Here is a 13928-nt window from a genome sequence, read left to right as displayed (position 1 = left end):
ACCCCTTGCATGTCCGATACCCTGCTGCTGATTGAAGATGACCGCCCACTGGCCGCGTTGACGGCCGAGTTCCTGCGTGCCGAAGGTTTTACCGTCACGGTGGAGCACCGTGGCGACCGCGCGGCCCAACGCATCCTCGATGAAAAACCGGCATTGCTGATCCTGGATGTCATGCTGCCGGGCATCGACGGTTTCACCCTGTGTCGCCAAATCCGTGACAGCTACCCCGGGCTGATTCTGATGATGACGGCGCTGGATGAAAACGCCGAGCAATTGACCGGGTTCAACCTCGGGGCGGACGATTACGTGGTCAAGCCCGTCGACCCGCTGCTGTTACTGGCGCGGATTCGCTCATTGCTGCGTCGCCATCCACAAGCCCCACGCGCTTACTACCAATGGGGCGGGTTTCGGCTGGACCTGAACAGCCATTTCGCCTGGCTTGACGAAACCCCGTTGCAGTTCTCGGTCGCCGAATTCGAATTGCTCGCGATTTTCGCCCGCCATTGCGGCGTGCTGCTGACCCGGGAAAAACTCCTGCAGAGTTTGCGCGGCCTGGAATACGACGGCCTCAACCGCTCCGTGGATATGCGCGTCTCGCGCCTGCGCAAAAAACTGATGAGCCTGGACTGCCCGGTGACCATTCAGACCATCACGGCCCAGGGTTACTTGTTTGTCGAAATCCCGCAGGAGGCGCCGAATGCTGTCTAAGGTGCGGCCCTGGATGGTCGCCGTCGCGGCCGCGGGCTGGGCGGGCCTTACCCTGTACCTGCTGTGGCTGTGCGCCAATGCTTCGGTGTTCGTCGGCCAGGACAGCTTTTTGCGCTTGATGGCCGGGCCCGGCTACCTGGTGGCCGAAGAGCTGAAGGCCTTGCCTGCCGACCAGCGTGAAGCACGCATGCGCACCCTGCGTGCGCATTTCCAGTACCCGGTGCACCTGGTGACGCTGGATGAGGTGGTATTGCCGCCGGAAGCCTTGGTCATGCTGGAACATCGGCAACCGGCGCTGAACAGCGACGAGGACGTTTCCTACTTCCCGCTCGACGCCAACACCCTGATCCAGTTCGGCCCGATGTGGGGCACCGCCGAGGTGAAGGACCTGCTGAAATTCCCGGTTTACTGGCTCACCGCCGCCGTCGCCGGCCTGCCGGTACTGCTGCTGATCGGGCTCGGCATACGCACGCACCGCCGTCGCCGACTCGACCTGAATACCCTCAATGGCTGCCTCGCGACACTGGCGCGTACCCCAAATGCGATGCTGCCCGCCATGGGCAAGGAATGGACGCCGTTGTTGCTGACGTTGCAGCAACACGCCCAAGCCATCAGCGCCATGAACGACCGTCATCGCGAGGTCTCCCAGGCCGTGTCCCACGAACTGCGCACGCCCCTGGCGCGGATGCGTTTTGCCCTGACGCTGCTGGGAAAAAGCGAAGACCCGATCACCCGCAGCCGCCTGCAAGAGCGTTTGCAAACCGATGTCGAAGAACTCGAAGCGCTGGTGCGCGCCAGCCTTGCCTTCGCCCGCCTGGCCAGCGCGCCCACCGACTTGCAGCATGAACCGATAGACCTGCGCGACTGGCTTCACCACGAGTTTGCCTTGCTGGACGATCATCCTCGGCGGCTGAGCCTTGAGACTGAGCCGGCGAACCTGGAACTGATCGGCGACCGCGCGCTGTTGCACCTGATCGTGCGTAACCTGTTGAGCAATGCCATCACTTACGCCCGCGACCAGGTGTCCGTCAGTGCCACTTACCATGGCGAGCACCACCTGGTGTTGCACGTGGACGACGACGGCCCCGGCGTGCTGGCGGAAAACCGCGAGAAAATTTTCGAGCCCTTTGTGCGGCTGACCATGGGCGGCGACGAGCCCGGCGGCTTCGGCCTCGGGCTGGCCTTGGCCAAGCGCGCCACCCAGTGGCATGGCGGTGAACTGTCGGTCACCCGCAGCCCGCTTGGCGGCGCGCGAATGAGCCTGGTCCTGCCGCTACGGCCTCGATAATCAGCCTGTTAAACGAGAAACTTGTGGCGAGCGGGCTTGCCCCGCGTTGGGCTGCGCAGCAGCCCCAATAAAGGTCACCGCGTATCGTCAGGTAAACCTGCACAGATGGTTTTAGGGCCGCTGCGCAGCCCAACGCGGGGCAAGCCCGCTCACCACAGTGATCAGACCTTACAAAGGCCTGTGTTACAGCCTGTGACAGTGAGACATTCGCATCTCTCTTAACCTGCGCACCAGAATTCAGGTTGGAGAGCCCCTCATGCGTCCCCCAAGAAAGCCCTTGCAACGGCTGATGTCCTCAATGTGCATCGCTGCCAGCGCGCTGCTGGCAGGCAACGCATCAGCTTTTAGTCAGGCGGCGCCTTACCTGCCGACCAAATGCGGTGACAGCCATTTCGTCAAGATCAACGCCCAGGACTACTACGCCAGCACCCTGAAACGATTGGGGATCGTGGTCTTCGGCAATTGGGAGCGTCCCAGGCGGGCCTGCGCTGAAAAACTCGCGCACTTGCCTGTCCCTCGCCCACTCGACCAAGCTGCTGCACCGCAACCCCTGGCATCTGTGCCGGCTGCCCGATTGACCCTGGCGCGCGGCATGACCTTCAAAAAGCTGCTGCGGCGCCGCTCAATCGGCTGAACCGCTGAAATGCCCAAAAAAAACCCCGCCTGCATCACTGCAGGCGGGGTTTTTCAGTGCCGGGTAAGGCTGGCTTACATCATGCCGCCCATGCCACCCATGCCGCCCATGTCTGGCATACCGCCGCCAGCCGAGCCTTCTTTCTTCGGTGCATCAGCAATTGCAGCTTCGGTGGTCAGGATCAGACCGCCGATGGAAGCTGCTGCTTGCAGTGCCGAACGAGTCACCTTGGTAGGGTCCAGGATGCCCATTTCGATCATGTCGCCGTAGACGCCAGTCGCAGCGTTGTAACCGTAGTTACCTTTGCCGTTCTTGACTTCGTTGACCACAACGCTTGGCTCGTCGCCGGAGTTGGCAGCGATCTGGCGCAGTGGTGCTTCTACAGCGCGACGCAGTACAGCGATGCCGACGTTCTGGTCAGCGTTGTCGCCTTTGAGGTTAACCAGCGCTTCCAGAGCACGGATCAGCGCAACGCCACCGCCAGGTACCACGCCTTCTTCAACGGCTGCACGGGTTGCGTGCAGGGCGTCTTCAACGCGGGCTTTCTTCTCTTTCATTTCAACTTCGGAACCGGCGCCAACCTTGATCACTGCAACGCCGCCGGACAGCTTGGCCAGACGCTCTTGCAGTTTTTCACGGTCGTAGTCGGACGAAGTCTCGGCAACCTGGGCACGGATCTGGGTGATGCGCGCCTGGATGTCCTGCTCTACGCCAGCACCGTCAACGATGATGGTGTTTTCTTTGGAGATGGTCACGCGCTTGGCGCTGCCCAGGTTTTCCAGGGTGGCGCTTTCCAGGCTCAGGCCGATCTCTTCGGAGATAACGGTACCGCCAGTCAGAACGGCGATGTCCTGCAGCATGGCCTTGCGACGGTCGCCGAAGCCTGGAGCCTTGACGGCTGCGACTTTAACGATGCCACGCATGTTGTTCACAACCAGCGTCGCCAGGGCTTCGCCTTCAACGTCTTCGGAAACGATCAGCAGTGGGCGGCCGGCTTTGGCAACGGCTTCCAGTACTGGCAGCATTTCGCGGATGTTGGAGATTTTTTTGTCGACCAGCAGGATCAGCGGGCTGTCCAGCTCGGCAACCATGGTTTCCGGCTTGTTGACGAAGTACGGGGACAGGTAGCCACGGTCGAACTGCATGCCTTCAACAACCGACAGTTCGTTTTCCAGGCCTGTGCCTTCTTCAACGGTGATCACGCCTTCTTTGCCGACTTTTTCCATGGCTTCGGCAATGATGTCGCCGATGGAGCTGTCGGAGTTGGCGGAGATGGTGCCTACCTGAGCGATCGCCTTGGTGTCAGCGCATGGCTTGGACAGGTTTTTCAGCTCGGCCACAACGGCGATGGTCGCCTTGTCGATGCCGCGCTTCAAGTCCATCGGGTTCATGCCGGCAGCGACGGCCTTGTAGCCTTCGTTGACGATAGCCTGAGCCAGAACGGTAGCGGTGGTGGTGCCGTCGCCTGCGTCATCGTTGGCACGGGAGGCAACGTCTTTGACCAGCTGCGCGCCCATGTTTTCGAAACGGTCTTCCAGTTCGATTTCTTTGGCGACGGAAACGCCGTCCTTGGTGATGGTCGGAGCGCCGAAGCTCTTCTCGATGATCACGTTACGGCCTTTCGGGCCCAGGGTCGCTTTTACTGCGTCAGCCAGGACGTTGACACCGGTGAGCATTTTCTTGCGGGCGGAATCGCCGAATTTAACTTCTTTAGCAGCCATGATCGATAATCCTTAAAGACTTTGGAGTAACGGGAAAATGAGCGGGAAAATCAGCCTTCCAGTACAGCGAGAATCTCGTTCTCAGCCATGACCAGCAGGTCTTCGCCGTCAATTTTCACAGTGTTGCTGCCGGAGTAAGGGCCGAATACAACCTTGTCACCGACTTTAACGGCCAGAGCACGTACTTCACCGTTTTCCAGGGTCTTGCCCGGGCCTGCAGCGACGATCACACCGTGGTTGGCTTTTTCAGCAGCCGAACCTGGCAGAACGATACCGCCAGCGGTTTTCTTTTCTTCTTCGCTGCGCTTGATAACGACGCGGTCGTGCAGAGGACGAAGCTTGCTCATTGTCGATCTCTCCTAATTGTGTTGTTCATCGGCCGGTGTCAGTACCGGCAGGTTGTATTCCGGCGGCGCCGGTCGCGTCTCGTCAGGCAAGACGCTGAAGTCTGTCTGGTGTTGCCACCAGAAACCTTGCGGTGACCGTTACATAAGGGCGCATAAGCTTATTACAAGGGGCCCGGGCGGAATTTTTTTGTGCCCGCCGGGCGGTAAACGCAACACGGCACCCAAAGGTGCCGTGCCTGTGCAGCGGTTATTTGCTGTCGCGGTGTTCGAACTCGCCTTCGATCACGTCGCCTTCACGCCCCAACGGCTGACGTGGAGCGGGGCCGCCGCGAGGTTGCAGGTCATCGGCGAACGCGCGCTGGCGAATCGCAGCCTCTTCGGCGCGCTGGCGCATTTTGCCGGCCAGCAGCTTGCGAGTGAACGGCAGCAGCATGACCAGGCCGACCACGTCACTGATGAAACCCGGCAAAATCAGCAAGCCACCGGCCAGCGCCATCATCAGGCCTTCAAGCATGGTCTGGGCCGGCAACTCACCACGATTCAAGCTTTCACGGGCACGCAGTGCCGTGGCCAGGCCGGCGACACGCAGCACCAGAACGCCGAGCATCGAGCCGAGAATGATCAGCAACAGGGCCGGGAAAAACCCGATTGCGCTGCTGACTTGTACGAATACGAACAGCTCCAACACCGGGAACAGCAGAAAGAGCAACAAAAAAGGGCGCATCAAATGGTTCCTCAACGCAAGAATGCCTTGCCAGTCCACCTTAGATGACGTCGCCATTTCGTGAATTCAAGCGTTGGCGGCCTCTTTTTTCGGCCAGACCTCAGCGTGAGCCAATGAAACCAGGGCTTCGCGCACTTGTGTCGGCGTGTTGCAAGGCTGTGCAAACGGCAACCAATATAAGGATTGGCCGATACGCAGGTGCATGCCTTCGCTGTCGATACCGGCCAATTGTGCAGGCTCGGTGGTCGGCAAACCGGTCAGTTCGACGTAGTGGGCGATGGCTTTTGTGTGATCGCTGTTCATGTGTTCGATCATGCTGCGCTCGGCCTTGCCCGCGAACGGGTTGGCGAGGGTCAGTTGGTCAACCCAGTGGATTGCACCAAAACCGCCGATGTAACGGTGACGCACGGGGTTGAGCACCCAGAAATCGAAATCGTGGGCCTTGTGGTAGTTGGCCGAATCGGGGAAGTAACGGTAATAACGCTCGGCCGCCGCTTCAATCGCGGCTTCATCCTCGATTTTTTCGGCTTCGGCCAGGTAGGTCAGACGCCCTACCGCTTGCACGTCATCAGCCTCGCGCTCACCCACCAGTAGCGAGCACTTGGGGTCTTTCTGCAAGTTATGGGTGTGTTGGGCGATACGGCTGATCAGGATGACCGGGCGGCCCTGCTCATCGAGGCAGTACGGCACGACCGAGCCGAAGGGAAAGCCGGGCATGGCTTTGGACAGTGTGGAGAGGGCCCCACGGTATTCCTTGAGCAACAGCTCTCGGGCGTTCTTGGCAACGTGCGCGCTCAACGTATGACTCCTCGGGTATCCGGCCGCCCATCCCCTATGGGAATGGATCTCAACACAAGGTAATCAATATCCCCGCAGGTTGCCAGAGGCCGCCCGGCAGGTTTTGCCGGGCGTTGTTATAGAGGTTGTTACCAGGCCACACCGAAGCCCGCTGTGTAGCGGGTCTTGCTCAGGCTGCTTTCCGAGTCGCCACTGATAATGTCGCGCTCGGCCTTGAGGTTGAGCGAAGCCCATTCGGTGACCTTGTAACGCAGGCCCATTTCCGCATCCAGGGAGTAGGCGGCCGGGCCGTCGAGGGGTTTGCCCAATTCGCCGTTGGTGAAGAACTCCACCGTCTTGCCCACCAGATAGCGGTTGTAGTTCCACTTCATGGCCAGGGAATAGAAGTTGTCCTTGCGATCGTCGGAATACTGGTAATCGGTGCGGTTGACCAGCGAACCGAGGGAGAACGCGCCCAATTCATCATCCCAGAACTGGTAACCCGGGCCGGTACCGACAGTACGCTGGCGGGACAAGTCTTCAACCTTGTCGCGCTTGTAAGTCAGGCGGCCCTGCCAGAACCAGTGCTCGGTGATGAAGCGGTCCAGGTCATATTCCAGCGCCCAGTTGTCGGTGGTGGTCACGTCGTCCTGGAACTCGCGGTTGTACTCGCCCTGCGCGGTGTGGCGCCACAGGCCGTGACGGGCGGTGGTCTTGAAGTCGATGTCGTAGTCGTTGGTGTCTTTGTCGGCACGCTTGTAATCCAGCGCCAAGTCGACATTACCTTTCCATACCAAATCTTCGATCACAGGCTTGGGCTTCATGATCTGCTGGATGCTTGCCAACTCAACCGTCTTGGGCGCCTCACCATTGGCCAGCACCACTTTGCCGTCGTCCGCCGCTTTCAGGGACTTGGCCTTCTCACCGGAGTAGGCGTCTTGCTTGACCAGCAGTTCCTGGTCGCTCTCCAGGGTTTTGACCTGCTTCCAGTCCACCGGGATGGCGCCGGCATAATCGGTCTGGATCAACAGCTTGCCGCCGTCGAAGACCTTGATCTTTCCGGTCAGGCGGTCGCCGTTCTTCAACCAGACGGTGTCAGCCAGCAAAGGCGTGGAGGCACTGAAAACAGCGAGGCACAGCAGGGTTCTGGACAACATAAGCAAATTCGAGGCTCAAGTTTGACAAAAAAGGCGGCATTATCGTGTTAGATAACGTCTTAGCAAGGACTGACTCAGGTATTTGTATTCAGTTCAGTGCCCTCTTCGATATTTACAGACGTTTCTCACGAAAATGCCGACGATCTCAACGGATGTACCCACAGTGAACCCAGCCGCCGAAACCCCGCAAACACCCGCCGAAATGCGTCGAACGGCGCTGTACCTGACCCTCGCGCAAGTGCCCGAAGGTTGCGTGGTGAGTTACGGCGAGTTGGCGCACCTGGCCGGGCTGGGCCACGCGGCGCGTTGGGTCGGGCGCACCTTGAGTCAGTTGCCGCAAGACACCCGGTTGCCCTGGCACCGAGTACTGGCCGCCGGTGGTCGGATAAGTCTGCCGATGGGCAGTGCTTCCGGGGACGAACAACGTGCGCGTTTACGCAGTGAAGGTGTCAGTATCCTGAACAATCGCGTTGATATTCAGCGTCATGGCTGGCGCCCGGTAGAGCACAGCGGTTAGAGTGCGCGCTTTGTTTCCGCAAATCTGAGGCAGACTCCAGCCCATGCCCCGTAAAACCTGGCGCGCCGCGCTCGCCGCCTATGCCAGCCCTTCGACGTTAGTCTTGTTGTTGCTCGGTTTCGCCGCCGGCTTGCCTTACATGTTGGTGTTCTCGACGCTTTCCGTATGGTTGCGCGAGGCCGGTGTGGCCCGCGAGACCATTGGCTATGCGAGCCTGATAGGCCTGGCCTACGCCTTTAAATGGGTCTGGTCACCGCTGCTCGACCAATGGCGCCTGCCGCTGCTCGGCAAACTGGGGCGTCGTCGCTCCTGGCTGGTGCTTGCCCAGACGCTGGTGATCCTCGGGTTGATCGGCATGGGCTTCTGCGACCCGCAAAAGCACCTGTCCTGGTTGATCGCCATTGCCGTAATCGTCGCCTTCGCGTCTGCCACCCAAGACATCGCCGTGGACGCCTATCGCCTGGAAATCGCCGACGACAGCCGCCAGGCTGCCCTCGCCGCCAGCTATATGTCCGGTTATCGCATCGCGGCCCTGCTCGCGACCGCCGGTGCGCTGTTCTTTGCCGAAGGCTTCGGCTCAACCGGTTTCAACTATAAGCATTCGGCGTGGACCGGCACTTATGTGCTGTTCGGCCTGCTGATGATTCCGGCGCTGCTGACCACCCTGTTCATGCGCGAGCCCAATGTGCCATTGCGCACCCAGTTGCAGGCCGGGCGCTACAGCTTTGTGCATCAGCTTGTCTCGGTCTTTGTGCTGATCGTGTTGCTGGTGTCGGTACCGGCGATGTTCACCCAGTTGTACAACACTGATTTCGCCAGCGTGCTGTTCCACGGCGTCAGCCTATGGGAACTGCTGATGGAAGACCGCGCATTCCTGCGCGCCATCCTCTATATCATCCTGACCACGCTGTGCTTGTCGACCATGGGCCGCCGCGGTTTGGCGCCAGTGCTGACACCGGTCAACGACTTTATCCTGCGTTACCGCTGGCAGGCGTTGTTGCTGCTTGGGCTGATTGCCACCTATCGCATGTCCGACACGGTGATGGGCGTGATGGCCAACGTGTTCTACATCGACCAGGGCTTTACCAAGGACCAGATTGCCGGGGTCAGCAAGATCTTCGGCCTGATCATGACCCTGCTCGGCGCCGGCATGGGCGGCCTGTTGATCGTGCGTTTCGGCATTCTGCCAATCCTGTTTATCGGCGGCGTGGCCTCGGCAGCAACCAACCTGTTGTTCGTGATGCTCGCCGACATGGGCCCCGACCTGCAGATGCTGATCTTCACCATTTCCCTGGACAACTTCAGCTCGGGCCTGGCCACTTCGGCATTCGTCGCCTACCTCTCAAGCCTGACCAACCTCAAGTTCTCCGCCACCCAATATGCGCTGCTCAGTTCGATCATGCTGTTGCTGCCACGCCTGATCGGCGGCTATTCGGGGGTGATGGTGGAGAAGTTCGGTTATCACAACTTCTTCCTGATCACCTGTGTGCTGGGCGTGCCGACGCTGCTTTTGATTGCGTTGCATTGGTTTCAGGAGAGTCGGCGGGCTCGGTTGAATCCGCCCGAACAGGACTGACACACCTCAGTCAATGTGGGAGCGGGCTTGCTCGCGAAAGCGGAGTGTCAGTTGATACATGCATCACTGATCCACCGCATTCGCGAGCAAGCCCGCTCCCACAGACCCCTCTGCATTCTGATACCTGTACTCCAGCAGCCCACGCCCGTACAATCCAGAGTCATTTCAAGTCCAAGCAACCGACAACGGCCTACCATGCGCACCAGTCAATATTTGCTCGCCACACAGAAAGAAACGCCTTCCGACGCGGTTGTGATCAGCCATCAGCTGATGCTGCGCGCCGGCATGATCCGCAAACTGGCCTCCGGCCTGTACACCTGGCTGCCCATGGGCTTGAAGGTGATGCGCAAGGTCGAAGCCATCGTTCGTGAAGAAATGAACGCCGCCGGCTCTCTGGAAGTGTTGATGCCGAGCACCCAACCGGCTGAGCTGTGGCAGGAATCCGGGCGCTGGGAAGAGTACGGCCCTGAGTTGCTGCGCTTCAAGGACCGTCATGGCCGCGATTTCTGCGCCGGCCCGACCCACGAAGAAGTCATCACCGACCTGATGCGCAACGAGCTGAGCAGCTATAAACAGCTGCCGCTGAACCTGTATCAGATCCAGACCAAATTCCGTGACGAAATCCGCCCACGCTTCGGTTTGATGCGCGGCCGTGAATTCATCATGAAGGACGCTTACTCGTTCCACGCCGACCAGGCGTCCTTGCAGGTCACTTACGACCGCATGCACCAGGCCTACTGCAACGTGTTCACCCGCCTGGGCCTGAAATTCCGCCCGGTTGAAGCGGACAACGGCTCCATCGGCGGTGCCGGCTCCCACGAATTCCACGTGCTGGCCGAGTCCGGCGAAGACGATATCGTGTTCAGCAACGGTTCCGACTACGCGGCGAACATCGAGAAAGCCGAAGCCGTGCCACGGGAAACGTCCCGCGCCGCACCGGCTGAAGAGCTGCGTCTGGTCGATACCCCGGACACCAAAACCATCGCGGCCCTGGTGGAAAAATTCAATCTGCCGATTGAAAAGACCATCAAGACCCTGATCGTGCGCGCCGAGGAAGAAGGCAAGCTGATCGCCCTGGTAATCCGCGGTGACCACGAGCTCAACGAAATCAAAGCCGCCCAGCAGCCAGGTGTGGCCAGCCCGCTGGTTATGGCCACCGACGCTGAGCTGCGTGACGCCATCGGCGCCGGTGCCGGCTCCCTGGGCCCGCTGAACCTGCCGCTGCCGATCATCATCGACCGCTCGGTCGAGTTGATGAGCGACTTCGGTATCGGCGCGAACATCGACGACAAGCACTACTTCGGCGTGAACTGGGAGCGTGACCTGCCGGTTCCGACCGTGGCCGACCTGCGCAATGTTGTGGCCGGCGACCCAAGCCCGGATGGCAAGGGCACCCTGGAAATCAAGCGCGGCATTGAAGTCGGGCACATCTTCCAGCTGGGCAACAAGTACAGCAAGGCGATGAAGTGCGAAGTGCTGGGCGAGAACGGCAAGCCGATCACCCTGGACATGGGTTGCTACGGTATTGGCGTATCGCGTGTGGTTGCCGCTGCCATCGAGCAGAACAACGACGAGAAAGGCATCATCTGGAGCGACGCGCTGGCGCCGTTCCAGATTGCCCTGGTACCGCTGCGCTACGACAACGAGCAAGTACGCGAAGCCACCGACAAACTGTATGCCGAACTGACGGCTGCCGGTTTTGAAGTGTTGCTCGATGACCGGGACAAGAAAACCAGCCCGGGCATCAAGTTCGCCGACATGGAACTGATTGGCATCCCGCACCGGATCGTGGTCAGTGACCGCGGCCTGGCGGATGGCAATCTGGAATACAAGAGCCGGACCGAAGCCGAAGCCCAACCGTTGCCGGTGGCTGACGTGCTGTCTTTCCTTCAGGCGCGTATTCGTCGCTGAAAACCAGATCAAGAGTCGTCATGTTCAAGCGAAACACCATAGCCCTGGGGGGCGCCACGTTATGTGGCGCCCTGCTGGTCAGCGGCTGCGCCAACCAGATGTCGCAACGCAGTGAGCACGAGGAGCGGGTCGAGCGTAAGTTGCTCGACCACAGCCTGCAGATTGATGTAGGCGAACCCAAAGTGCTGGAGTTGCCGCAACGCCGGGTTCGCATTCATGAGCAAAAGACCTTTGAGGTCACCGAATTCGAAGTCACCCGCCGTTACGATCGTTACACCCCCTACCAACCCTGGCGCAAACTCTATGAGATGCCATTGGGCGCGGTCGCCCTGGTGGCCGGTGCGGGGGCCAACGTGGCGAACATCTTTGCGCTCGGCAACCTGCCCACCAGCATGACCCGCGACTGGCTGAGCTACGGCGTGGACGGCATCAACCCGTTCATGAACGTGCAATCCCACGGCCGTGCGCAGCAGAACCTGGCGGGTATCGATGAAGTCCAGCGTGACAAGCGCACGGAGTATTCGAGCCTGCCCTGGAGCGAACGCCCGGTACAAGTCACCGCCGGCAAGCAGACCTTTGACCTGACCACCGACCGCGACGGCGTGCTGCGCCTGAACCTGTTGGACAGCCCGTTTGCCGAGCAGGACCTGAACCGCGTCACCACCTTGAAGATCAGCGTGGAAGATGGCCAGGACGATGTGCACTCGGACTCGACCCTGGCGATCAGCAACACCCTGCGCAGCAAGTTGCTCGAAGCCCATGGTTTGATCTACGACGATCTGGAAGATGACGAGGTGAACCAGTGGGTGCACCGGGTCAAGCGTTTGTCGGAGCTGGGCCTGGAAGAAGAAGCCAGCGAGCTTGAGCAAAGTTTGATCGAGCTGACCCGCAATGATCCGGAGTTGCAGCAGGAGTTTCTGCAGGCGCTGACCAAGGATGCGGGGCGGTTGGTGGCGGATCCTGGCGCACGCTGAGGTTTTAGCAACACCGAAATACAACTGTGGGAGCTGGCTTGCCTGCGATGACGACCTGACATTCAACATCAATGTTGACTGTTACACCGCCATCGCAGGCAAGCCAGCTCCCACAGTTTTTTGATCCGGTTTTTACCAGGGAAATTGGAGCTGTTCATTACCGCTGCTGAGATCAAGTAACCGCACTCCAATCCCCAACAACCGCACCGGCTTTCCACCCCGGTTAAACGCCTGCGTCAACAACTGCTGATAACTCTCCAAATCCCGCCCCGCCCCGGCCTGCTCCAGTGTCGTCTGGGTAAAGTCATGAAACTTCACCTTAACGAATGGCTTGCCCGCACGGTAACTGCTGTCGATGCGCGCCATGCGCCCAGCCAGGGTTTCCATCAGCTCGGGCAGTTTCGCCAGGCAGCTTGAAAGATCCGGCAGGTCAACGTCGTAGGTATTTTCCACACTGATGGATTGTCGACGGCTGTCGTTCTGCACCGCGCGGTCATCAATCCCACGGGCGAGGCTCCACAGCCGCTCACCAAAACTGCCGAATTCGCGCACCAGCGCCAATTTATTCCACTCGCGCAGTTGCAGGCAGTCTTCGATCCCCAGGCGCGCGAGCTTGTCTGCGGTGACCTTGCCCACACCGTGCAACTTGCTCACGCGCAGTTGCGATACAAAATCCTCGACCTGATCCGGCGTTATCACAAACAGGCCATTGGGCTTCTTCCAGTCGCTGGCGATCTTGGCCAGAAACTTGTTCGGCGCCACGCCGGCAGACACGGTGATATGCAACTGGTTAGAGACGCGGCGGCGAATATCCTGGGCGATACGCGTAGCACTGCCACCAAAATGCTCGCTGTCAGAGACATCCAGATAAGCCTCGTCCAATGAAAGCGGTTCGATCAGATCCGTGTAGTCGCGAAAGATCGTCTGGATTTCCTTGGAAGCTTCTTTATAAGCGTCCATACGCGGCTTGACGATGGTCAGGTCCGGGCACAGCTTCAAGGCATGGCGCGAAGACATGGCCGAACGCACACCATAGGCCCGCGCCTCGTAGTTGCAGGTGGCGATGACCCCACGCCGGTCCGCCGAGCCCCCCACCGCCAAGGGCTTTTGCGCCAGGCTCGGGTCATCACGCATCTCGATGGCGGCGTAGAAGCAATCACAGTCGACGTGGATGATTTTGCGTTGCGTCATATAAACGGGGGTGTAATCCAACGGGTGGCCAGTATCGCACTCACCCCTGTATATAGCACCAGTAGTTTGAATCTTCCGCACTAACGGTAGGAAGATTCACGGATGAATTTATTTTCTCAATCGAAATTGGCATACCGATAGAGCTGAAACCCTCGGCCTGACTGGCCCGGCGCCGTTTTCAAGCTGCCCCTGGAGAGCTAACCAATTGAACCACAAGCGCTTTTCTTCGATTCACAGGTTGACACACCGGCGTTCCTCTGTAGAATGCCGACACACAGACGCGGGATGGAGCAGTCTGGTAGCTCGTCGGGCTCATAACCCGAAGGTCGTCGGTTCAAATCCGGCTCCCGCAACCAAACATCAAAAAAGGCTACTCGAAAGAGTGGCCTTTTTTGTGCCTGCC

13 protein-coding genes and 1 tRNA gene are annotated in these 13928 nt (G+C 59.6%); 8 read left to right on the top strand and 6 right to left on the bottom strand.

The features are described 5' to 3' along the window. Window positions 1–9: 9 nt before the first annotated feature. From AB4P94_RS12175 to AB4P94_RS12165, 3 genes are all read left to right on the top strand, one after another. Complete coding sequence (locus AB4P94_RS12175; protein ID WP_395610717.1) at window positions 10–708, top strand: response regulator; 699 nt, start codon at window positions 10–12, stop codon at window positions 706–708. After that, the gene (locus tag AB4P94_RS12170) at window positions 698–1996 is read left to right on the top strand and encodes a sensor histidine kinase (RefSeq protein WP_395610716.1); all 1299 of its coding nucleotides are present in this window, start codon (window positions 698–700) and stop codon (window positions 1994–1996) included. The genes AB4P94_RS12175 and AB4P94_RS12170 overlap by 11 nt, the downstream gene beginning before the upstream one ends. Before the next feature lie 256 nt (window positions 1997–2252). Continuing rightward, window positions 2253–2630, top strand: coding sequence for a hypothetical protein (locus AB4P94_RS12165; protein WP_395610715.1), 378 nt, complete (start codon window positions 2253–2255; stop codon window positions 2628–2630). 74 nt (window positions 2631–2704) lie between these two features. Here the strand turns inward: AB4P94_RS12165 and groL are convergent, their stop codons facing one another. The 5 genes from groL to AB4P94_RS12140 form a co-directional block, all read right to left on the bottom strand. Continuing rightward, window positions 2705–4351, bottom strand: a complete 1647-nt coding sequence (gene groL, locus AB4P94_RS12160) for a chaperonin GroEL (RefSeq protein ID WP_395610714.1) — start codon at window positions 4349–4351, stop codon at window positions 2705–2707. Window positions 4352–4401: 50 nt separating this feature from the next. Next, complete coding sequence (gene groES, locus AB4P94_RS12155; RefSeq protein WP_395610713.1) at window positions 4402–4698, bottom strand: co-chaperone GroES; 297 nt, start codon at window positions 4696–4698, stop codon at window positions 4402–4404. A 247-nt stretch (window positions 4699–4945) separates the two neighbouring features. Then, window positions 4946–5422, bottom strand: a complete 477-nt coding sequence (locus AB4P94_RS12150) for an FxsA family protein (RefSeq protein WP_016975517.1) — start codon at window positions 5420–5422, stop codon at window positions 4946–4948. A gap of 66 nt (window positions 5423–5488) precedes the next feature. Continuing rightward, window positions 5489–6220: a HugZ family protein gene (locus AB4P94_RS12145; RefSeq protein ID WP_395610712.1), complete on the bottom strand. Its 732-nt coding sequence runs from the start codon at window positions 6218–6220 to the stop codon at window positions 5489–5491. 128 nt (window positions 6221–6348) lie between these two features. Continuing rightward, a complete protein-coding gene (locus tag AB4P94_RS12140) occupies window positions 6349–7356 on the bottom strand; it encodes a DUF481 domain-containing protein (RefSeq protein WP_395610711.1) in 1008 nt (335 codons plus the stop codon). A gap of 202 nt (window positions 7357–7558) precedes the next feature. Here AB4P94_RS12140 and AB4P94_RS12135 point away from each other — a divergent pair, with 202 nt between their 5' ends. The 4 genes from AB4P94_RS12135 (at window position 7559) to AB4P94_RS12120 (ending at window position 12334) form a co-directional block, all read left to right on the top strand. After that, window positions 7559–7873 carry an MGMT family protein gene (locus AB4P94_RS12135; protein ID WP_395611323.1) on the top strand — a complete coding sequence of 105 codons (315 nt, stop codon included), beginning with the start codon at window positions 7559–7561 and terminating at the stop codon, window positions 7871–7873. A 43-nt stretch (window positions 7874–7916) separates the two neighbouring features. Then, on the top strand, window positions 7917–9449 hold the full coding sequence (locus AB4P94_RS12130) for an AmpG family muropeptide MFS transporter (RefSeq protein ID WP_395610710.1): 1533 nt from the start codon (window positions 7917–7919) through the stop codon (window positions 9447–9449). Window positions 9450–9644: 195 nt separating this feature from the next. Next, window positions 9645–11360 (top strand): proline--tRNA ligase, encoded by a 1716-nt coding sequence (locus AB4P94_RS12125; protein ID WP_395610709.1) that lies wholly within the window; start codon window positions 9645–9647, stop codon window positions 11358–11360. A 20-nt stretch (window positions 11361–11380) separates the two neighbouring features. Then, window positions 11381–12334, top strand: a complete 954-nt coding sequence (locus AB4P94_RS12120) for a hypothetical protein (RefSeq protein ID WP_395610708.1) — start codon at window positions 11381–11383, stop codon at window positions 12332–12334. A gap of 132 nt (window positions 12335–12466) precedes the next feature. Here the strand turns inward: AB4P94_RS12120 and dinB are convergent, their stop codons facing one another. Continuing rightward, window positions 12467–13525: a DNA polymerase IV gene (gene dinB, locus AB4P94_RS12115; protein WP_395610707.1), complete on the bottom strand. Its 1059-nt coding sequence runs from the start codon at window positions 13523–13525 to the stop codon at window positions 12467–12469. A 279-nt stretch (window positions 13526–13804) separates the two neighbouring features. Between dinB and AB4P94_RS12110 the strand changes: the two genes are divergently transcribed. Continuing rightward, window positions 13805–13881 (top strand) — tRNA-Met (locus AB4P94_RS12110). Window positions 13882–13928: the final 47 nt, after the last annotated feature.

It is taken from the genome of Pseudomonas sp. B22129 (assembly GCF_044218875.1).
In the GTDB taxonomy this organism is placed as follows: domain Bacteria; phylum Pseudomonadota; class Gammaproteobacteria; order Pseudomonadales; family Pseudomonadaceae; genus Aquipseudomonas.
The sequence above is the reverse complement of the archived record's forward strand: the minus strand, read 5'-3'. Positions and strand labels throughout refer to the sequence as shown.

What these genes read in the sequence shown, in the direction of transcription:
- AB4P94_RS12140 (WP_395610711.1), bottom strand. Translation starts at nt 7,356, where the DNA reads ATGTTGTCCAGAACCCTGCTGTGCCTCGCTGTTTTCAGTGCCTCCACG.
- AB4P94_RS12175 (WP_395610717.1), top strand. Translation starts at nt 10, where the DNA reads ATGTCCGATACCCTGCTGCTGATTGAAGATGACCGCCCACTGGCCGCG.
- dinB (WP_395610707.1), bottom strand. Translation starts at nt 13,525, where the DNA reads ATGACGCAACGCAAAATCATCCACGTCGACTGTGATTGCTTCTACGCC.
- AB4P94_RS12170 (WP_395610716.1), top strand. Translation starts at nt 698, where the DNA reads ATGCTGTCTAAGGTGCGGCCCTGGATGGTCGCCGTCGCGGCCGCGGGC.
- AB4P94_RS12120 (WP_395610708.1), top strand. Translation starts at nt 11,381, where the DNA reads ATGTTCAAGCGAAACACCATAGCCCTGGGGGGCGCCACGTTATGTGGC.
- AB4P94_RS12150 (WP_016975517.1), bottom strand. Translation starts at nt 5,422, where the DNA reads ATGCGCCCTTTTTTGTTGCTCTTTCTGCTGTTCCCGGTGTTGGAGCTG.
- groES (WP_395610713.1), bottom strand. Translation starts at nt 4,698, where the DNA reads ATGAGCAAGCTTCGTCCTCTGCACGACCGCGTCGTTATCAAGCGCAGC.
- groL (WP_395610714.1), bottom strand. Translation starts at nt 4,351, where the DNA reads ATGGCTGCTAAAGAAGTTAAATTCGGCGATTCCGCCCGCAAGAAAATG.
- AB4P94_RS12165 (WP_395610715.1), top strand. Translation starts at nt 2,253, where the DNA reads ATGCGTCCCCCAAGAAAGCCCTTGCAACGGCTGATGTCCTCAATGTGC.
- AB4P94_RS12130 (WP_395610710.1), top strand. Translation starts at nt 7,917, where the DNA reads ATGCCCCGTAAAACCTGGCGCGCCGCGCTCGCCGCCTATGCCAGCCCT.
- AB4P94_RS12125 (WP_395610709.1), top strand. Translation starts at nt 9,645, where the DNA reads ATGCGCACCAGTCAATATTTGCTCGCCACACAGAAAGAAACGCCTTCC.
- AB4P94_RS12135 (WP_395611323.1), top strand. Translation starts at nt 7,559, where the DNA reads ATGCGTCGAACGGCGCTGTACCTGACCCTCGCGCAAGTGCCCGAAGGT.